At 64.3% G+C, this 20081-nt stretch carries 15 protein-coding genes and 1 pseudogene; 2 read left to right on the forward strand and 14 right to left on the reverse strand.

The genetic code is table 11. From position 1 onward, the window contains the following. Positions 1–10 precede the first annotated feature (10 nt). Together HLH34_RS09865 and HLH34_RS09870 are read right to left on the reverse strand one after the other, a co-directional pair. Entirely contained in the window at positions 11–1579 is a 1569-nt protein-coding gene (locus HLH34_RS09865) for a hydantoinase B/oxoprolinase family protein (protein ID WP_183119414.1), read from the reverse strand. Continuing rightward, a complete protein-coding gene (locus HLH34_RS09870) occupies positions 1579–3669 on the reverse strand; it encodes a hydantoinase/oxoprolinase family protein (RefSeq protein WP_183119415.1) in 2091 nt (696 codons plus the stop codon). The genes HLH34_RS09865 and HLH34_RS09870 overlap by 1 nt, the downstream gene beginning before the upstream one ends. Positions 3670–3746: 77 nt before the next feature. Here HLH34_RS09870 and HLH34_RS09875 point away from each other — a divergent pair, with 77 nt between their 5' ends. After that, on the forward strand, positions 3747–4319 hold the full coding sequence (locus tag HLH34_RS09875) for a winged helix DNA-binding protein (RefSeq protein WP_183119416.1): 573 nt from the start codon (positions 3747–3749) through the stop codon (positions 4317–4319). A gap of 13 nt (positions 4320–4332) precedes the next feature. On the opposite strand, the gene HLH34_RS09880 is transcribed toward HLH34_RS09875, so the two are convergent. The 8 genes and pseudogenes from HLH34_RS09880 to HLH34_RS09915 form a co-directional block, all read right to left on the reverse strand. Next, entirely contained in the window at positions 4333–4713 is a 381-nt protein-coding gene (locus tag HLH34_RS09880; protein ID WP_183119417.1) for a hypothetical protein, read from the reverse strand. After that, positions 4710–6068: an acetyl-CoA carboxylase biotin carboxylase subunit gene (accC, locus tag HLH34_RS09885; protein WP_183119418.1), complete on the reverse strand. Its 1359-nt coding sequence runs from the start codon at positions 6066–6068 to the stop codon at positions 4710–4712. Before accC ends, HLH34_RS09880 begins: the two co-directional genes overlap by 4 nt. Next, positions 6061–6504, reverse strand: coding sequence for an acetyl-CoA carboxylase biotin carboxyl carrier protein (locus tag HLH34_RS09890; RefSeq protein WP_183119419.1), 444 nt, complete (start codon positions 6502–6504; stop codon positions 6061–6063). Before HLH34_RS09890 ends, accC begins: the two co-directional genes overlap by 8 nt. Positions 6505–6527: 23 nt before the next feature. Beyond that, positions 6528–7292, reverse strand: coding sequence for a LamB/YcsF family protein (locus HLH34_RS09895; RefSeq protein WP_183119420.1), 765 nt, complete (start codon positions 7290–7292; stop codon positions 6528–6530). Between the two features lie 25 nt (positions 7293–7317). Continuing rightward, positions 7318–8289, reverse strand: a complete 972-nt coding sequence (locus HLH34_RS09900; RefSeq protein ID WP_183119421.1) for a 5-oxoprolinase subunit C family protein — start codon at positions 8287–8289, stop codon at positions 7318–7320. After that, a complete protein-coding gene (gene pxpB, locus HLH34_RS09905) occupies positions 8286–8927 on the reverse strand; it encodes a 5-oxoprolinase subunit PxpB (protein WP_183119422.1) in 642 nt (213 codons plus the stop codon). Before pxpB ends, HLH34_RS09900 begins: the two co-directional genes overlap by 4 nt. Beyond that, a complete protein-coding gene (locus HLH34_RS09910; RefSeq protein WP_244959825.1) occupies positions 8924–10102 on the reverse strand; it encodes an MFS transporter in 1179 nt (392 codons plus the stop codon). The genes pxpB and HLH34_RS09910 overlap by 4 nt, the downstream gene beginning before the upstream one ends. 103 nt (positions 10103–10205) lie before the next feature. After that, a pseudogene (locus tag HLH34_RS09915) lies at positions 10206–12684 on the reverse strand (TonB-dependent receptor plug domain-containing protein). Positions 12685–12941: 257 nt separating this feature from the next. Between HLH34_RS09915 and HLH34_RS09920 the strand changes: the two are divergent. Beyond that, positions 12942–13844 (forward strand): LysR family transcriptional regulator, encoded by a 903-nt coding sequence (locus tag HLH34_RS09920; protein ID WP_183119424.1) that lies wholly within the window; start codon positions 12942–12944, stop codon positions 13842–13844. A 44-nt stretch (positions 13845–13888) separates the two neighbouring features. Here HLH34_RS09920 and HLH34_RS09925 read toward each other — a convergent pair whose 3' ends face one another. The 4 genes from HLH34_RS09925 to HLH34_RS09940 all read right to left on the reverse strand — a co-directional run bounded on the left by HLH34_RS09925 (position 13889) and on the right by HLH34_RS09940 (position 20054). After that, positions 13889–14848 (reverse strand): hydroxyacid dehydrogenase, encoded by a 960-nt coding sequence (locus HLH34_RS09925; protein WP_183119425.1) that lies wholly within the window; start codon positions 14846–14848, stop codon positions 13889–13891. 29 nt (positions 14849–14877) lie between these two features. Next, positions 14878–16188, reverse strand: coding sequence for a CapA family protein (locus tag HLH34_RS09930; protein WP_183119426.1), 1311 nt, complete (start codon positions 16186–16188; stop codon positions 14878–14880). A gap of 50 nt (positions 16189–16238) precedes the next feature. Further along, positions 16239–17498, reverse strand: coding sequence for a Zn-dependent hydrolase (locus HLH34_RS09935; RefSeq protein WP_183119427.1), 1260 nt, complete (start codon positions 17496–17498; stop codon positions 16239–16241). A 123-nt stretch (positions 17499–17621) separates the two neighbouring features. Then, complete coding sequence (locus tag HLH34_RS09940; protein WP_183119428.1) at positions 17622–20054, reverse strand: TonB-dependent receptor plug domain-containing protein; 2433 nt, start codon at positions 20052–20054, stop codon at positions 17622–17624. Between the last annotated feature and the right edge of the window lie 27 nt (positions 20055–20081).

Genomic DNA, 20081 nt, shown 5'->3' on the forward strand with positions numbered 1-20081 from the left:
CTCTGCCGAGTCAGCAAGGCCCGAGACCGGCCCCGCCTGGCGTCATGAGAATCAGCGTGTCATCCGGAGTGATGACCGTAAGTCCCTTGCCGGGAAGCGTCCTGCCTGAGGCGGTCAGTACGCGCCCAGGCGCGCCGTTGCCGCCGCCCTGCGCGCCGCGTGGCGGGTAGCAGACGCGGTCGAAGGCCGCCAGAAGTTCAAACGGACGGTCCTGCGTGGTGCCGATCCGCATGACCTGCCCGTCCCCTCCCTTGGTCGCGCCGTCGCCCCCGCTGCCGTCGCGGAGTTCCTTTTGCCAGAAGATCAGCGGGCATTGCAGTTCCGCGATCTCGACCGGGGTGCCGTGCACGCCGGACGGGAAGGCGGTGGCGGACAACCCGTCCAGGCCCGGTCGCGCCCCGGTGCCGCCGTTGGTGGTAATGGCCAGCGCATAGGTCTGCGGTGTCGAGGCACCGCCCGGATTCCACTGGCCGCGTACGGCAATGTTCCAAAGGCATGACGTTCCTTCTGCCGGGATGCGGTCGGGCAGGGGCGTGCGCAGGCAGCCGAATACCATGTCCGGCAGCATCTGCCCGATGATATGGCGCGACGAGACCGGGGCGGGGCGCAGGGCGTTGAGCACCGACCCCGCAGGTGCGACCACACGATAGGGCGCGAGCGAACCGGCATTGTTCGGTACGTCCGGCGAGATGGCGCAGGCGAGCCCGAAGACGGTATAGGCCTTCGTATAGGCCAGAGGGACGTTGATCCCGCGTGAAACAGCGGGGGCAGTGCCGTCATAATCGACCAGAACGCCGTCCTCGCCAATTGTCAGCCGGGCCTTCAGCGTCAGAGGAGCGTCATAGCCGTCAATGGTCATCTCATGGGACCAGACGCCCTTGGGAAGGGCGGCAATCTTGTCGAGGACGGCCTGGCGCGAGCGGTCGATGATGAAATCCGCCAGAGGTTCCAGCGTATCGAGCGCGAACTCCTCCATCATGGTGCGCAACGCGCGGACGCCGATGTCATTGCACGCCGCGAGCGAGTAGGTGTCGCCTTCGGTATCGACGGGCAGGCGCGTATTGGCGCGGATCATCTCCATCAGCGTCTCGTTCACCTTGCCCTGGTCGATCAGCTTGAGCATGGGGATCGATAGACCCTCCATGTACACATCCGTCGCTTCAGGCCCGTTTCCGAGACCTCCGATATCCATCAGATGACTGGTGCACGAAAACAGTCCGACCAGTTTTCCACGATGGAAGGCGGGCGTCGTGATGACGAAATCGTTCAGGTGTCCGGTACCCATCCACGGGTCGTTGGTGATGTAGGCGTCGCCTTCCTTCATTGTCTCGATCGGGAAGTGGCGCAGGAAATGCCCGACCGATTCCGCCATCGAGTTGACGTGGCCGGGCGTGCCCGTGACGGCCTGGGCGATCATGCGGCCCCGGATGTCGAAAATACCGGCGGAAATGTCCTCGCATTCGCGAACGATGGGGCTGAAAGCGGTGCGGATGAGAACCTGGGCCTGCTCGCCGACCACCGCGATCAGGCGGTTCCACATGATCTGGAGGTCGATTTCCCCATGGGCTGTGCCGTGCATCAGACCGTTTCCTTCATGTCCAGAATGATGTTGCCGCTGCCGTCCAGGCAGGCGTCATAGTGGGCGGAGACGTAGGTGGTGGTTTCCTGTTCCACGATCAGGGCCGGGCCGACGACCCGGCTGCCGGGCTGCATCGTCGCACGGTCATAGAGCGGGAGATCCACATGGGTTGCCGTCGAACCGTCGAACAGGTGACGCATCCGCACGGACGTCACGTCATGAAGAGGAGGCGTGGGGGCGAAGGGCGGTGGCGTTTCCGTCGGCGTGAACACGCTGACGGACCAGTTGAGAATTTCCACCGCGGCATTCGGGATGACGCGTGCGAACTGTCGTGCATATTCCGCTTCGAACGCTGCGCGCAGGGCAGGCAGTTCGTCCGTCCGCACCGGCCCGTCAGGCAGGGTGACGACGATTTCGTGCCCCTGGCCGACATACCGCATGAAACCTGTGCGCCTGACCACAAGGGCCGCGGCCTGCCCGGCGTCCTGCACCATGGCGCGGGCGGAGGCTTCCATCCCGTCGAGGAGCGCACGGACGCCGGGGGCGTCGAACGTGTCATCCAGGCACGTCGGGAAGGAGCGTACGAGTTCGAACGAGACCGGCGCGGCGAGGAAGCCCACGGCGGAGCCGACGCCGGCATTGGACGGAATGACCAGTCGCCGGATGCCCAGCTTTTCGGCCACGCGCGCGGCATGAAGCGGGGCCGCGCCGCCGAACGCGATCATTGTGTGCTCGCCGATCGCAGCCCCGCGTTCGGCGGCATGGACACGCGCCGCGCTCGCCATGTTCTCGCAGACGATTTCATAGACGGCATGGGCCGCCATTTCGGCAGACAGTCCCAGCGGCGCGCCGACATCGTTCTTCAGCGCCGCCGCCGCGCGGTCGGGCTGGAGCGTCATGCTGCCGCCCGCGAAGCCCTCGGGCTGGATCAGGCCGAGCATGACGTCGGCGTCCGTCACGGCGGGACGCGTGCCCCCAAGTCCGTAGCAGGCCGGACCAGGCACGGACGAGGCGCTTTCGGGTCCTACGACCACGCGCTGCATGGCGTCCAGATGGGCGATCGACCCGCCGCCCGCGCCGATTTCGACCATCTCGATGACAGGAATGCGCAGCGGCAGACCGGACCCTTTCATGAAGCGTGCTGTGCGGTCGACCTCGAAGAAGCGGGATGAAGAGGGCTTGCCGTCTTCAATCAGGCAGACCTTGGCGGTGGTTCCTCCCATGTCGAAGGACAGAACGCGGTCTTCCTTCAGCCGCTCGGCGCATTCGGCGGCGAAAATTGCTCCGCCTGCCGGTCCGGATTCGACGAGCCGGACAGGGAACTGCCGGGCGGTCTCCAGCGACGTCAGGCCGCCGCCGGAGGTGACGAGGTACAGGGCGCCGGTAAAGTTTCGCGCGGTCAGGGCCTCGCGCAGCCGGCCGAGATAGCCCGCCATCAACGGCTGCACGTAGGCATTGGCCACTGTCGTCGAGGTGCGTTCGTACTCCCGCACTTCCGGGCAGACCGCGCTGGAGATCGAGATTGTAACATCCGGCAAGGCCGCGGCGAGGATGTCGCGGACCCGTTCCTCATGGGCCGGATTCGCATAGGCGTGCAGGAACGTGATGGCCACGCTTTCGATGGCGGCCGCCTCAAGGCGGGGGATCAGGGCCCGGACGGCCTGTTCATCCAGAGGGCGCTGGATGGTGCCGCGCGCGTCCATCCGTTCGGGGACTGTGAAGCGCAGTTCGCGGGGGACGAGCGGCCGAGGCTTCTGGAGCATGAGGTCATACTGGTTGAAGCGGCTTTCCGTGCCGATTTCCAGAATGTCCCGGAATCCATCCGTTCCGATCAGGGCCGTTCGCGCGCCACGCCTTTCGATGATGGCGTTGGTGGCCAGCGTCGTGCCATGGACGAAAGCCGTCACGTCCTGGAAGCCGAGACCCGCGTCCGCCAGAACCAGCTCCAGGCCGGTCATCACGCCGTTTTCCGGGACCCGCGGGGTCGTCAGGACCTTGCGGGTCAGGCGCTGCCGGGGCGTTTCAAGGACGATGTCGGTAAAAGTCCCGCCGATATCGGCTGCAAGGCGGATTTGTGAGCTGGAGATCATGCCATGTCTTCCGGATCGGGTTAGGATGCATCTTGGCATCGGAAGCCGACACCATGTGGGTTGGAGGGAAGGGCGTCATGACGGACGTGAAAACTGGGAAAACGCGCAAGCTCACGCCGAAAGCGCCTGATGTGGCGGAGATGGAGCGCGCCTTCATCGTTTCCTCCTCTCATCTGGCGACGCCGGGAAACGAAGATCTGAGCGAATTCGAATTCGCGCTGACGGTGGTGAATCATGCCTTCCAGCGCTGGGTGGTGCGCGGCATGGCGGCGGCCGGACTGCCGGCGCTTTCGCCGCTCGATGCGCTGATTCTGCATAGCATCAACCACAGGAACCGCGAGAAAAGCCTTTCGGACCTGATGTTCACGCTTAACCTGTCGGAGCGGCATTACCTTAACTATGCAATGAAGAAACTGGATGACCTCGGACTTGTCACGCGTCGGCGCCATGGCAAGGAAGTATTCGTCAGTGCGACGGAAAAGGGACGAGGCTGCTGCGAGGAGTACGCGCGCCTGCGTCGCTTCTGCCTGCTGGAGCTGATTCCGCCGGACAGGATGACGGCGGGCGTGCCCATCGTGGACGTGGCGAAGGCCCTGCGCGTGCTCACCGGATTCTACGAGCAGGCGTCGCGTTCGGCGGCGTCGCTGTAGGAGGGCCGGCGCCTCAGCCATGTCGGATCTCGAAGAGCGAGAGATGATATCCGACCACCTCGCCCTTTTCGACAAGAGGGTGGCCGAGCATGCCGCCGCGCGGGGCGGTCACCGGCAGAAGCACGGCGCCAATTTCCACGAAACCGACGATTTCGTCCTGTTCGACCGGCCGCTCCTCCACCGGCCCCGCCGGGTGGAAAATGCCCATTTCCGGACTCAGAACCGGCGTGACGGAAGGCGGAGGTGATATTTCGGCGGCCGGAGAAGGCCCGGATACGACTTCCGGCGCCAGGACCAGCGTCAGCGCGCTTTCATCATCCGCGCTGGACAGGCGCCGCACGCCGTGTGCTCTCATCCGCGCGACGAGGTGTGGAAGATCGTCCAGTACCGTCATGACGCCGATTTCTCCCGTGCGAGGGATTCGAGGTAATGGACGCTGACGCCGCCCGCGCAAAAGCCCGGCTCGTCCATGAGCCGGCGATGCAGGGGGGCCGTCGTCGGGATGCCGGACACCTGCATTTCATCGAGCGCCGCGCGCATTCGTGTCATGGCGTCCTGCCGGTCCGCGCCATGGACGATCAGCTTGGCGACCAGCGAATCATAATGAGGCGGGACGACGTAGCCATCGTAGAGGTGGGTCTCCACCCGCACGCCCGGGCCGCCCGGCGCGCGCCATGTCCGCACCCGGCCGGGCGCGGGACGGAATGTCTCGGGGTCTTCGGCATTGATCCGGCATTCGATGGCGTGACCGGTCGTCGTGACGTGATCCTGGGTCACGGAGAGGGGGCGGCCCATGGCGATCAGAAGCTGCTCGCGCACGATGTCGACGCCTGTGGTCATTTCCGTCACAGGATGTTCGACCTGAAGGCGCGTATTCATCTCGATGAAGGAGAACGTGCCGTCTTCATACAGGAATTCGAACGTCCCGGCGCCGACATAGCCCATTTGCCTGCAGGCGCGTGCGCAGGCCGTGCCCAGTTCCGCGATGGTTTCCGGCGCGATGCCGATGGCCGGCGCCTCCTCGATGAGTTTCTGGTGCCGCCGCTGGACGGAACAGTCCCGCGCGCCGAGCCAGACGGCATTGCCTATGCGGTCCGCGAGTACCTGGATTTCCACATGGCGGGGATGTTCGAGGAAACGTTCGGCATAAACGGCAGGGTTGCCGAAGGCGCGCCCCGCTTCTTCCCGCGCGGTTTCGATGGCATCGCGCAACATGTCCGCCTGCCGGACGACGCGCATGCCTCGGCCGCCGCCGCCGCCGGCGGCCTTGACGATGAGCGGATAGCCGATGGTGTCGCAGAGGTGCTGCGCCTGGGACAGGTCCTCCGGCAGGGCGCCGTCCGAGCCCGGCAGGCAGGGTATGCCGGAAAGGCGCATCTGGTGCTTGGCGCTGATCTTGTCCCCCATCAAGCGCATGACCTGCGCGGAAGGACCGACGAGCACCAGCCCGGCACGTTCCACGGCGTCGGCGAAATCGGCGTTTTCGGACAGGAAACCATAGCCCGGGTGGATCGCATCCGCCCCCGTCAGCGCGGCGGCGCGCAGCACGCGGTCACCGTCCAGATAGCTGCGGGATGCCGCAGCCGGGCCGATGCAGAGCGCCTGGTCGACAAGCCGAAGATGGGCAAGGCCGCTGTCCGCTTCGGAGTGGATCCCGATACTGTGCAGGCCCAGCAGGCGGCATGCGCGGACTACGCGCAGGGCGATTTCGCCACGATTGGCGATCAGGACGCGGCGCACCTCACGCATCGAGGCGTTCCACGGAAAAGAGCGGCGTTCCCGGCTCGACGGCCTGTGCGTTTCCGCATAGCACGGCGATGATGCGGCAGCGGAACTCGGCTTCCATGCGTGACAGTGTCTTCATCACTTCCAGGATGTAAAGCGGCTGGCCTTCGTCCACGATGTCTCCGGGTGTGACGAAGGGGGGGGCGTCCGGCGCGGGCGCCGTGTAGAACAGGCCATGCATGGACGCCGCGATCGTCATGGCCGCGGCAGGGGGCGAAGGCGGTTCGTATGCCGGGACACCGGCAAGATCGGTTGGTGCGGCAGGAGCGGCGGGGCCGGGAACAGGTGCGTCCCGGACGAGATGAATGCGTTCGCCGTCCTTCGCATACTCGAGTTCGGTAATGCCCAGTTCCCGCATCCGGGACATCAGGGCGTCGAGCCGCGTCAGGTCGATGGCCATGGGCTGCGGATCTTTCGGGGCGTTCAGGTCAGGGCGCGCAGGGCGATGCCTGCCGCTTCCAGCTTCGCGCGGACCGTTCGGGCGACATCCACGGATTCGGCGTTGTCACCATGCACGCAGATGGTATCGATCCGCGTCGGCAGCAGCCTGCCGGAAATCGTCTCGATCGCGCCCGCATTGACCATGCGGACCACGCGGTCCGCCGCGAACTCCGCGTCATGCAGGACGGCGCCAGGTTCCTTGCGGGAGACGAGATGACCGTCTTCCGTATAGGCGCGGTCGGCGAAGATTTCGGAAAACACCGTCAGCCCGCTGTCGCGCCCGATGCGTTCGAGGTGGCTTAGGGCAATGGCCAGGATCGGCAGGTTCGGGTCCACCCCCTTGACGGCATTGACCACGGCCTGCGCGACGGCGGGGTCGCGTTCCGTCAGGTTGCCCAGGGCGCCATGCGTTTTCACATAAGCCACGCGATGGCCGGCGTAGGTCGCCATGGCCGTGGCCGCGCCCACCTGGTAGGCGACGATCCGCTCGATCTCCGCCGGAGAAAACGGCATGATCCGGCGTCCGAAGCCCCAGAGATCCGGAAAGCCCGGATGGGCGCCCACCGCGACCCCCTTTTCCCGTGCCACGCGGAACGTCGCGTTCATCACCTCGGGGTCGCCGCCGTGAAAGCCGCAGGCGACATTGGCGGAGGTGACGATGTCCAGCATCGCGGCGTCGTCGCCGATCGTGTAGGCGCCGAAACTCTCGCCGAGATCCGCGTTGAGGTCGATGGTCCGGGTCGACATGATGTTCGTCTCCATTGAATAAGGGTCAGGCGGTCAGGGACGTGCGCAGGCGGGCGACGTCCCTGGCCAGCACCTGGACGGCGCGTGTTTCCGCGCGGATGGCGTCGACCGCTTCCTCTCGCGTGATCGCGATGAAGCGGATGAAGGTGCCGACCGGCGTCTGGGCCAGAAGGCGGAGGTCGGGTTCGATGACCGTGGCAATCTTGGGATAGCCGCCGCAGGTATTGGCATCCGTCATCTGGATGATCGGCTGGCCAGCCGGCGGCACCTGCACCGTTCCCGGCACGATGCCGTGCGAGAACAGGTTGAGTGGCCGCGTGAGGGCCAATGTTGTTTCTCCTTCCAGGCGGTAGCCCATCCGGTTGGCGCTGGGCGTAAGGCGCCATGCCTGCCCGTGGAACAGCGTCTGCGCGGCCGTAGTGAAGACGTCGTATTCGGCGGCCGGCAGGACGCGGACGGTTGTCCCATCGGACGAAGGCAGCGGGCAGCGCCGGGACAGGCCGTAGCCGGAATGTGGCAGCGGCGATGCCAGGGCGGGGACGCAGGCCAGCCTGTCGCCCTTCCGGAGGGCGCGGCCATCCAGCCCGCCGAAGCCGCCCTTGAGATCCGTTGCGCGCGCGCCCAGAACCGGTGGAACGTCGATGCCGCCGCCGAGGGCGAGATAGCAGCGCGCCCCTTGCGCCGGGGCCTGCAGGGCCAGGACCTGACCGGGTTGGGCGGTGGTCGCCCAGTCCTTCGGGAGGGCCTGGCCATCCAGCGTCGCAGGGCATTCGGCGCCCGTGACGGCAAAGGTCGTCGCCGTGTGGAAGCGTACTCGGAACGGGAAGAAGACGATTTCGATCCCGGCGGCATCCGGCGCGTTGCCGAGCAGGATATTGCCGCAGGCCAATGCAAGGCGATCCATTGCGCCGCCGCGGGCCACGCCGAGCGTCATGGCGTGCGCGCGTCCGAAATCCTGAATGGTGTTCAAGGTCGAACCGGTGAGGACCTCGATCATGGCACCCTCACGAAGCGCACGGTGTCGCCCAGCCGCAGGAGACAGGGTTCGGAGCGGAAAGCGTCGAACAGCGCGAGGTCGGTCCGGCCGAGGATATGCCAGCCCGAGGGCGACGTGCAGGGCATGACCCCGGCATGACCACCACCGATGCAGACAGCGCCCTGTTCGACCTTCAGGCGCGGTGTGTCCCTTCGCGGAATGGCCAGGCGCGGATCGAGGCCGGTAAGGTAGGCGAATCCCGGCATGGCCCCGATGGCCGCGACGCTATAGCGGCCCGATGTGTGCAGGGCGATGGTCTGGTCGATGGACAGGCCGGCGAAGTGGGAGACGAGCGCGAGATCCTCACCGAAATCCCCACCATAGGTCACGGGAATCTCGATGTCCCGCGAAGGTGTCGTCTCGGGCGTCGTCCTGTCCCAGGTTTCAAGGAGGGTCCGTTCCACGACGGGCGGGTCGATGTCGTTCACGTCGAACGTGACGAGCAGATTGTTGACGCCGGGAACGGCCTGGATGACCGAGGGCTGGGCGCCCATCAGTCGGGCCGTCGCCCAGATGCGCTGCTGTGTGGCGTCACTGAACGCGCCGTTCGCCGCGTCCAGCAGCAGGGCGCCGGCGCCGGCCATGCTGATGCGGATCATGCAATGTCGTCCCGGGCAGGGAGGGCGTGGATCGGTCGCCGGGGCACGAAGCGGGCGGCTACGGCGCCGCAGAGGATGATGGCGGCGGTGATGTAGAAGACGTCGCGGAAATTGCCGGTGGCCTGGACCAGATAGCCGGTCATCACCGGAGCGATGATGCCGAGGCCGTTGCTGAACGTCAATGTCAGGCCGGTGACCGAGCCGAGCAGTTCATGTTCGACCAGCAGATCGGCCAGAAGCGCCATGTTCGCCCCCGTGCCGCCCGCCATGAAGGCCATCGACACGGCAAGGAGTGGGATGAGAATGGAGGCCGAGTGGACAAGGGGCAGGAGACCCATCAGGGATGCCAGCACCAGATAGAGGCAGACCACGTTGCGGCGTGCGCCCCGGTGGAGCGGATGGCCGCGGACCAATGTTTCGCCGGCCTTTCCGGCCATCACCGAAATCGCCGCGGCACCCAGATAGGCATAGGCGGTGTAGGCGCCGGACTGCATGAGATCGAGGTGAAGCGTCTGGCGCATGATGACCGGCAGCCAGGACATGAGCAGGAAATTCGCATAGTTCGCGCAGCACTGGGGGATCACGACGCCCCAGAAGGCGGAGGAGCGGAACAATGTCGGCACCGACAGCATGGTGAAATGCGTCTGTTCCCGGACGGTCTTCTGTTCGGGGTGGGTCAGAAGCCAGACCACCGACCATACGAGGCCAAGCGCGCCCAGGCCGGAGAACGCCGTGCGCCAGCCGAAATGCGCCACCAGCCAGGCGCCCGCCGCGGCGCCGCCGGCCAGGCCGACCGGAATGCCGCAGATGAATGCGGTCATCATGACACCGCGCTCGTGCACGGGGGCCCAGGCCCTCACGACCTTGTTGCCGAGTGAAAAGGTCGGAGCTTCACCGATGCCGAGGAGCACACGGGTGGCGATGAAGGCGGGAACCGTGGCGGCCAGGCTGCCCAGGATCATGGCAAGCGACCAGAGGGCCACGGCGGCAGCCCCGACGATCCGGACCCCCACCCTGTCGAGCACGATCGCGCTCGGCAGGTTGAGGACGAAATAGGACCAGAGAAAGCTGGAGAGAACCCAGCCCGTCTCGGCGGGCGTAAGGGCAAATTCCTGTGCGATCCGGGGCATTCCCACGGACAGGGCCGCCCGATCGCCATAGCAGATCACGCACATGGCAATGGTCAGTGCATAGATGACAAATCGAAAGGAACGCGGTGGGATCGTATCGCTTTGTGGAGTTGTCTGCAAAGACATCGCCTTCCCGAATGGAGCAGGATCAGAAGTTGAAATTGGTTTTTACATAGTACATGCCGCCATTGAACCCGAAGGGGGAGTAGAAGGAGTAGTTATACGCACCGAATAGCGGGGCAATGACGGATTTGGGGATGCGTGTGGGATATTTGTTTCCGACATTGTTCGCGCCGACGGCGACGCTCCATCTGGGCAGGATTTTGTAGTCCACTTCGAGATTGGTCAAGAAGGCCGGGTTGACCGTAACCGCGGGCGAAGTCGGGCTGGCCAGGAACAGGGTCGAGCCGAAACGCTGCTCCTGGACGAAGAAGCTCCATTTTCCGTAATTCCAGTTTACGGACAGGCTCTCGCGGTTCTTCGGCGCGGCATGCAGCAAAATCTGTTCCGCATACTTATTGAACGTGGTGAGATGAAGATTGGCGAGGACCTCCGGGGTCTTGTTGTAGCTGCGGATCTCGTTGTCGGAATAGTTGAACGTGAAGGCAAAGCGGAATGTGCCCGCGCGCGTGGTGTGCAGTGTATAGTCGGTGTTGATATCGCCGCCATAGGTCTGAGTATTGACCGGGTTGGTGTAATACGACGCATAGGTAACGTTCTGCAGGCCCGCCGCAGCGAGGATGGACGCGACGCTGGGGCCGCCGAGGGTCGTGGTGCTTGCGAGGCGGTCGTTGATGGCGATGTAATAAAGATTGCCCGTCACATGCCAGTTTTCGACAGGGGTGGCGTCGAGGCCGATGCTGTAGTTGCGGGAGTACTCCCCCTTGATGTTGCCCGCGCCCAGCGCCTTGGCCGCCGGGCTGCTGTTGGGGAGCTGGTCCACGGCATAAGTGGGGAAGGGGGCATTATAGAAATAATAGGTCTGCCCGAGAGTCGGCGGACGGTATCCGGTGTTGACGCTCGCCCGAATGGCCCAGTTCCTGTTGAAATTGTAACGAGTCCCGATCGATCCGGTTTCCACCGTCGCAAGGTGGGCGTAGCTGACGGCGCGTCCGCCCATCGTCCATTCCCATTTTCGCGTCAGAAAGAAATCGAGGTCGACGTTGCCGTCATAAACGTCACGTCCGCGGTTGGTCACGGCACTGGGGTTGTTGCCGCCATGATCCATGGCCCCCAGCCCGATCCAGGAGGCTTCTTCGCCCTCCGTCATCTGGAACGTGTCGCGGCGGTATTCGGCGCCAAAGCGCAGGGCAATCGGACGGGGCAGAAGTGAGGTGTGGAAAAGGTGCGAGCCCCGCAGGCCCCGTCGAGAACTGGGACGTGATGGCCTTCCCGTCATAGAAGTCGCGCTGGTCGGCGCTGCCGAGGGAGAGGTTGTTGCTATGGATGGTTGAATAAGCCTGGTCGTCGCGGCCGTAATTCACGTAGGCATCCCAGGCGAAGCCGAATTTGTGTGCCTTTATGCCGTTATCCGTCTCGAAATCATATTGATCCATTGAGATATAGGGAATCGCGCCATTCGGCCAGAGAGTGACGTCCGTCAGGCTGTTGGCCGCGCTGCGGTAGGTTTCCGCGACATGCACGCGCCGGTGGCCGAAGGTGGATGTGCTGTAGAGAGAGATGTTCCCGGCCAGCGGGACGGACATGTTCTCGCTGAGCGTTTCCATGGTCGATTTGGGAATGCCAAGGATCCGCTGGACGTCGCGGCTTGCCGTTTCGTTACGCGGGTCACCAACGGGATAGAATTGCCCTACGTAGTCGGCGGTACGGTTGGTGGGGAGTTGATGGACGACCTGGGCCGCCAGATCCAGGTAGCCGCCACTTTTGCCCAGAGCCGTGCCCCAGTCGGCGTATCCGTTCAGCGCCTGGCCATCGCCCGCGTAATAGCCGCTGTTCTGGAAATTGATCGATCCGCCATGCGTATTCTGTTTGAGTACGATGTTGACGGCCCCTGCCAGAGCGTCCTGTCCGTAGAGGGCCGTGGCGCCTTCCGTAATGACCTCGACATGGTCGATGGCTGAAATCGGAATGAGTGAAATATCGGCTGGCTCGGTGCCCCAGTTTGGCCCGGCGTTGGCATTGAAATTCGCGCCGATATGCCGGCGATGCCCGTTGATGAGAATCAGCGTGTCATCCGCGGATTGCCCGCGGAGCTGCATTGTCTGGACGAAGGCATTGTTGCCGACCCCCGGCTGCGGAGGCGCCGTGATGGCGGCGGAGGCCTGGGCAAGGGCGCTCATGACGTTGGTCTGGCCCGTGGCCAGAAGCTGCGCGCCGGAGAAGACCGTGACCTGGGTTGTGCTGTGAACGCGCGTTGAAGGTGAGAGCACGGATTCGCCCGGCGCCGCCACGCCGGAGACGCTTACCTCCTCTGGGGCGGCGCTCAGGGAGGCCGCCCTGGACTGCGCGGCGTGGCGCGAACTCGGCGATTTGGCCGCATGATGCGCGCTGGGCTGGAGTGCGGCGCCGGAGGCCGATTGTGCGTGCGCGCCCGTAAAGCCGGGAACGAGGGCGGGCAGTGCTACGCCGCAGAGCCAAACAGCCTTTGATAGGAAAGAGCTCTCCATGAGCGTCACCTTGTCCGGGGTTGTGGTTCGTCCGTCACTGTCATATCGGTTTCGTGATCAAATCACACATATAACGGAATGGCAATAAAAATATGGGATTCCGAAAACGCGCCGGGTGACGGGAAAGGCGTGAATAAATAAGGTGTTATTTCAATGTGTTGAATATCATGTCGTCAGAGCCGGCACGAGATGGGCTCTCATGACATGAACAAAAAAAGTTTTTGACGTTCCGAATAAAAAAAATATATTTTTTGTAGATGATCGCAGAACTCCGGACCTTCGTCCTGGTCGCCCGGCTGGGAAGCTTTGCGGCGGCAGCCAGGCAGATTGGCCTGACGCAGGCGGCCATCGGCGCGCAGATCAGGCGCCTGGAGCAGGAGCTTGGTTACGAGGTGTTCGATCGGAGCGGCTGGTCCGTGACATTGAGCGGGAAAGGCGGTGCGATCCTGCCGGAGGTGGAGGGCATTCTCTCCAGCTTCAATGGACTCCGCCATTTCTCCCCGCGGGAGCCAAGCCGCCGGACCTTGCGGGTCGGCGCCATCTCCACCACCCAGACGTCCATTCTCGCACCCGCGGTCGCCGCCCTCTCTGCCGAGATGCCGTCGCTCATGGTCCGCCTGGTGCCCGGAATTTCCATGGTTCTGCTGGACCGGCTGGATGCGGGCGACTTGGACGCGGCCCTGATCGTCCGGCCGCCGCTGGGGCCGATGCCGCATATGACATGGCATCCGCTCGTCACGCAGGACTATGTGATGGTGCTTCCCGAGCGGATGCCCGGCGATGACTGGCGGCAGGTCCTGATGGAGCAGCCGTTTATTCGCTATGACAGCCGATCGTTCGGGGGGCGCACGCTTGACCGTTTTCTGCGTGCGCAGCACCTCGCACCGAGGTCGGTCATCGAGACCGAAGAAGTGCATACCATCCTGCAGATGGTGGCAAGCAACATGGGGTGCACGATCATCCCGCGCGTGCTGGCGATCGGGCTGTTGCCGAACATCCGGACGCTTCCCCTGGGCGAGCATCGCATTTCACGCGAGGTCGGCCTGATGACCGTGGGTCCTCACCAGGATGCCGCCATCGCGGCTTTGATCGGTCATCTGGCAGCCGCGGCGCGCAAGAGCGTCTCTCCATCACCGAGGGAGGGCGGGAGGACCCTCTGATATCGCTTCGATAATGAGGTCGTCGGATGCGACTGCCCGCGACGTCACGTCGGCGAGGCGGTAACCGGATGGGCCGGCGTACGGCCGTTCAGGCAATCGATGATCTGCGTCGCGCACAGCACGGCCGTGGCGCGCATGGCCTCCTCGGTCGCGCCGGCGATATGCGGCGACAGCACCACACGTGGCATGGCCAGGACCGGGTCGTCGGTCGCCGGTGGTTCCCGGGCAAAGACATCCAGGGCGGCTCCGCCGAGCCGGCCGTCTCGCAGGGCGCGGTTCAGGGCCTGGATATCCACCAGGCCACCCCGCCCGGTATTGATCAGCATCGCCCCCGGCCTGATCGCCCTGAGCGCCGCGTCATCGATCGTATTGACCGTATCCGGACGCAGGGGGCGATGCAGCGACACGACATCGGACATCGCCAGCAGGCCGTGCAGCGTATCGGCGCGGCGGACACCCGCCATCCGGATGATGTCGTCGGGGACGTTGGGCGACCAGACCGCGACCTCCATGTCCAGGGCGGCGCGTGCCATGGATGCGACCAGCCGCGCGATCTGCCCGAAGCCGACCAGGCCCAGGGACTTGCCGTGCAGTTCGGCCATGTGGCCCTGATAGCGGAAGCCCCAATTTCCGGCGCGGACTGCCCGGTCCGCCTCGGTGATGCGGCGGGCGACCGCGAACATCAGGCCGATCGTATATTCGGCCACGGACCGGATATTGGTGTCAGGGGTGTTGACCACCATGATGCCGCGCCGTTTCGCCTGGGGCAGGTCGATCCGGTTGGTGCCGACCCCATGCCCTGCGATGACGCGCAGGCCCGACGCGGCTGCCATGGCGCGGGCATCCAGCCCCGCATCCCGGGTGATCACCGCTACGGCGTCCCCGATTTCCGCCGCGACGACCGCCATGTCGGCACTGGAGGCGAACCGCACGGTGATGCCGGCGTCGCGCAGGCACGCGACACCGTCGGAATGAACCGGTTGGACGATGAAGCAGGTCGTCATTTCACATGTCCGATCGGCACTGCGCTGTCCTACAGATTACACAGCAGCATATTATCCCCGCTGTCGAACGTCACGCCGAAGGGGCGGGAGAGGTCGGCGAAACGGGACAGGATCCGCTGGCCTTCCGCCCCCCGTGCCAGGAACGGCACGCCCCTGCGATGGGCCGATTGCCCCAGCCCCAGGGAGACCGGATGGATTTCGATCGCCTCCAGGCCGTCCGGCCCGAAGGTGCAGATCGGCATGACCGTCTCCCAGAAGCGCCGGTCGGCCGGAAAGCCCTTCCGGTCATTGTTGCTGCGGTTCTTGTAGATGCGATGGGGTGTCATCTCCGGGCCTGCCTTGTAGGCCGCATAGGAATCGGCGGGCAGACGCTCCACCAGTTCGTTCTGGCCGATAAAATTCCCGAGGCTGTAGAAGATTGGCCGGTTCTTGTAGATCTCCATGCCGCGCAACAGGTGCGGACCGTGGCAGGCGACGATATCCGCGCCGGCGTCGATCGCGCGTTCCGCGAACAGACGCAGGAAATCGGCGGGGATTTCCACGTCGATCTCGCCCGCGTCGTTATATCCGCTTTCATGTGAATGAACGCTGACGATGACCACGTCGGAGACCAGGCGCGCTTCGCCAATCCAGCGGACGATCCCGGCGACGTCCTTCTCGTTCGGCGTCGTGTGGACCTTCGTATGGTCGGATTCGGTGAAATGCACGCCCTCGAACGACAGCGTGCCTGGGGCGGGCGGATAGCCGAAACCCAGCTGGATCTTGTCGTCGCGCGCCTTCTCCAGGCCCAGCTTCTCGTAAATGGCGCGCAACGTCGCCATTTCATCGGCCGTCACGTGGTGGGACAGAGTGAAATGCAGGGGGCTGACACCCGGACGGCCGGCCATCAGGTTTGTCTGCTCGGCGGCCTCCTGCCCGCGTGCGAAGGTCGAGACGCAGGACAGCATCGCGACGGCGCCCTTCGGGTGGGTGGCGTAGACCGGCCGGCGTGCTTCTTCCAGGTTTCGCCCCACGCCGGCGTACTGGATCTGCCGGCGATCCATCGCCTCGATGGCCTGGCGCAGGCCGGAGATGCTGTAGTCGAGGCTGTGATTCGTGGCCGAGGCAAAAAGATCGAAGCCCGCGTCGGACAGTTCGTCCAGCACCCACGCCGGGGCGCCGAAATGCGTGCCGCCATGATCCAGCGCGGGATCACCTAAGAAATCGTTCGGCACCAGCTCCAGATTGGTAAACGAGATATCGCAGTCCCGGATCATGTCGAACAGTGGCGAGACCATCCCGTCCGTACGGCTGTTCAGACGCCTGAACAGGATGCTGTCGCCCGTCAATGAAACCTTCATGAAGCCAGTGCCTTGTTATTATCGAAAAGGAAAATAAGGAAGTGAAGCGGTTATCCTGCCCGCCGCCATAACAGCGCCGACAGCAGTTCCGTACCCTGGACGAAATCCTGAAAATCCATCGCCTCGTCCGGATTATGGCTGCCATTGGCGTTTCGGACGAACAGCATCGCCGTCGGGACGCCCTGATTGGCGAAGGTCGCCGCATCGTGGCCGGCTCCGCTGGGCATCGACCGGGCCGCAAACCCAAGTTCCGATGCCAGGGATGTCAGATCGTCCTGCAAACCGGCATCCATGCTGGCCGGCGTACTGCCCGACAGTGTGCCGAGGTCGATGCGAACACCGTATTCGGCCTCGACCGCCGTGACGGCGGTGTGGATATGCCGGTCCATCCGTTCCAGGATCGACGGCGTGCGTGACCGCACGTCTATCGACAGATCCACACGTCCGGCGATCGTGCTGAAGTCGGATTGCCGTGGGTCTGTCCGGCAGACCCCGAAGGTGAGGGTCATTTCTCCGCCTTCGGCCTCGATCGCCAGCCACGTGGCTTCCAGCATGCCGATAAGCCGGGCGGTCGCCGCCATCGCATCCTGCCGGTAGGCCCGCGGCGTTGCACCCGAATGGGCGTAGCGGCCATGCACGACGACCTCGCGATAGCGCAGGCTGCCGCAGATGCCCGTGACGATGCCCAGGGTCATGTCGGTTTCCGTCAGGACCGGCCCTTGTTCGATATGGAGTTCCACGAAGCAGTCGATAGCCGACGGTGCCAGGACCGCGGCCGTTACGCGGTTCGACGGATCACCGCCGGCCTGGGCCATATGCGCGGCCAGAGGGCGCCCGCTGTCGCGTTGCGGCACGGTCAGCGCCGCATCGTCCAGCAGCCCGAACGCCGCCTTGCTGCCGATATAGGAAACCGGGAACCAGGCGCTTTCTTCCGCCCGAATGGCCATGACGGTGACATCGTGCACCGGCTGGCAGTCCGCGCGGATCCACCCCGCCAGCAGCGCAATGCCGGCGACCACGCCGGCAGCGCCGTCGAAATTGCCCCCGACGGGTACAGTATCCACATGCGATCCGGTCATGACGACCGGGGCGAGGCGATCCCGTCCCGGCAGCGTCATGTAGAGATTGGCGGCCCAGTCAGTGCGGATTTCGAGCCCGAGGCCGCGCGCCGTGTCGGCCAGCAGCGCATGGGCGCGATTTTCCCCGTCATCGTAAGAGGCGCGGGTCATGCCGACGCCGTCGAAGCCGATCCGATGCAACGCATCGAACAGGGAACGGGCCAGTGCGAAATCGGGCTCCATCGTCGCCATCTTGTTGCTCCACAATGTTCGGGTGGACGCCACCCCGCAAACAGATCGAAAGGAAAGGGCGCGACCAGCCCTTTCCTTTCATCCACGCCATAAGGGAAAATCCGGTCCCGGGTGTGTCCCGGATCAGAACGTGGTGTTCACGCGCAGGTAATAGTAGCCACCATTATAGCCCATCTGGTTCGAATAATCGTCGTAGATCTCGGCCCCCGCATAGGCGCCGTTGGCGGGCAGGCGTCTCGGCTTCATGTTGAACAGGTTGTTCGCACCGACGGCGACGTGAATCTTCTGCGTGGCCTGGTATCCCAGCTCCATGTTGGTGACCCAGACGGGCGTGTTCACGAATTGATAGAAAACGGAATTCGAATTCGCGAAGGGGCCGGAGCGGAAGGACTTCATGTCCTTCGTCTCGCCCCAGCGGAGTTCCTGGAGGTAGACGTCGAATTTCCGCCAGTTCCAGCGCGCGCCCAGCATGATCTTGCTGCGCGGCGACGTCGTCGTCAGATAGGAAATACCCTGTGCCGTCAGCAGGGGATTGCCATTGGTATCATCGCCAAGATGAGTCAGTCGGGTCCGGTTCAGCGAAATGCCCAGATCCCAGGTGATCCGTCCCATGCGATTCAGGTCGGTCAGATAGTTGGCGACGATATCCAATCCCTGCGTCCGTGTGCTGGCGCCGTTGGAATAGTAATGCGCCGTCACGGCCGACGGCGAGATCGTCGAGGGAACCTGGATTCCCATCGCCTGGATGGCATCGACGGCCTGCAGGCCGGAATAGCTGCCGCCATTGACGATGCGGTCGCGGATATTGATCTGGTAGACGTCCGTGGTGATGTTGAGGTTCTTGATCGGGCGCAGCACGAACCCGGCGCTGACGTTCGTCGAGAATTCCGGCGTCAGGGGCACGGCCCCCAATGCGGCGGCGGCGTTCGAATTCACGGCCAGCTGACCACCGGCATAGGTCGGGGCGACGCCCAGGGTCGAATAATGCTCTTCCGCCAGCGTCGGGGCGCGGAAGCCCGTGCTGATGGCGCCGCGGATCGCGAAATATCGGTTGAAGTCGTAGCGGGTCGCGATCTTGCCGGTCTTCGCATCCCCGGCATCCGTATAGTGCTCGAAACGGCCGGCCACGTCGACGTCCAGATGCTTCACCGGCTGGATGTCGAGGTCCACATATCCGGCATAGACATCCCTGTACCACGATCCGGCATTGGTAGGGGACAGACCGACCAGCGCCTGCGAGCCTGCGCCGTAGTAGGAGGCATAGTCACCCGCGCTCATCGTATAGCTTTCCATGCGATGCTCGGCGCCGAACGCCAGGTGCAGCGGTGCGGCCAGGACCGGAACCGGAATCGCACGATGGAAATCGAGGTTGTTGGTCCACTGGGTCGACTGGAAGCCACGCAAGGTGAAGCTGGTCGGTGTCCAGCCATAGGTCTGCAGATAGCTGAGATTCGCCGAATCATGCTGGCGCAGATGGATGTTGTCGGACCCGTAGGTGCTGCTGACATCCCACCCGAAACCCAGGAAATCGTCGCCCTTCAGGCCGATGGTCGCGGCGTAGTCGTCCTCGTCCGACGTGTCGACGGGGTCGAAGCCCCAGGGGTAATAGGACGGCAGCGTGCTGGCGACACGAAAAAATTGCGGTGTTTCACCGTGACGGTGGCCGTAGATGACGTTGCCGTAGAAGTTCGCCTTGCCGCCGAACAGGTCCTTGCCCCAGTTGATCGCCGCGTTCGCCCGCGTCTGGTCGGGCTCGCCTTCCTGATGGAAATCCTTGCGGCCGGTGCGGTTGTCGACCGCGTCGCGCGAGGTCAGGTCGTTATGCTTGAATTCCAGTGCGACATGCAGGAAACCGTCGTCGCCCAGACTGAAGCCATGGTCGCCGCGCACCAGGTAGGTAAAGCCGTCGCCCTGATAGTTCGCGCCGACCAGTCCCTGCTCCGAGCCGCCATGTGCCGATTTCTTCAGGATGATGTTGACGACGCCGGCGATGGCGTCCGATCCGTACTGGGCCGCCGCCCCATCGCGCAGCACTTCGATATGATCGATCATGCTGACCGGGATCATGTCGATGTCGACCGGCGTTTCACCCGATTCCGGTCCGGAATCGGAATTGATGTTGGCGGTGGTGTGACGCCGCTTGCCGTCGATCAGGATCAGAACCTGATCGGGATTGAGCCCGCGCATGCGGATCGACGATGTCAGCGCCGCCTGATCGGTCTGGTGGGCCTGCATGTTCAGCGAGGGGTTGGTCAGCACCAGGGCATCGCCCAGGTCGCCCTGGCCGGTGCGCGTCAGCTGCGCCGAGGTCACCACGTCGATGGGGTTGATGCTGTCGGTCACCTTGCGGCCCAAGCCGCGGGACCCGGTTACGACGATCTGTTCCTTGCCGGCGGATGCGGCGTCGGCCGGCATCGTCATCGGCTTCGGCCGGGTGGTCGCCGTCCCGATCTTCGCTGCCGCCGTCTGCGCATGTGACGCCGGCACCGAGAGAAGGGGCATGCACGTCGTTACCAGAAGGCTCAATACCCGGCGGTTGCCTGGTTTCTTGCTCACCCTGCTTTCCTTCTCTGCATAATCGTC

The sequence above is a fragment of the Gluconacetobacter azotocaptans genome (genome assembly GCF_014174355.1).
Classification (GTDB): domain Bacteria; phylum Pseudomonadota; class Alphaproteobacteria; order Acetobacterales; family Acetobacteraceae; genus Gluconacetobacter; species Gluconacetobacter azotocaptans.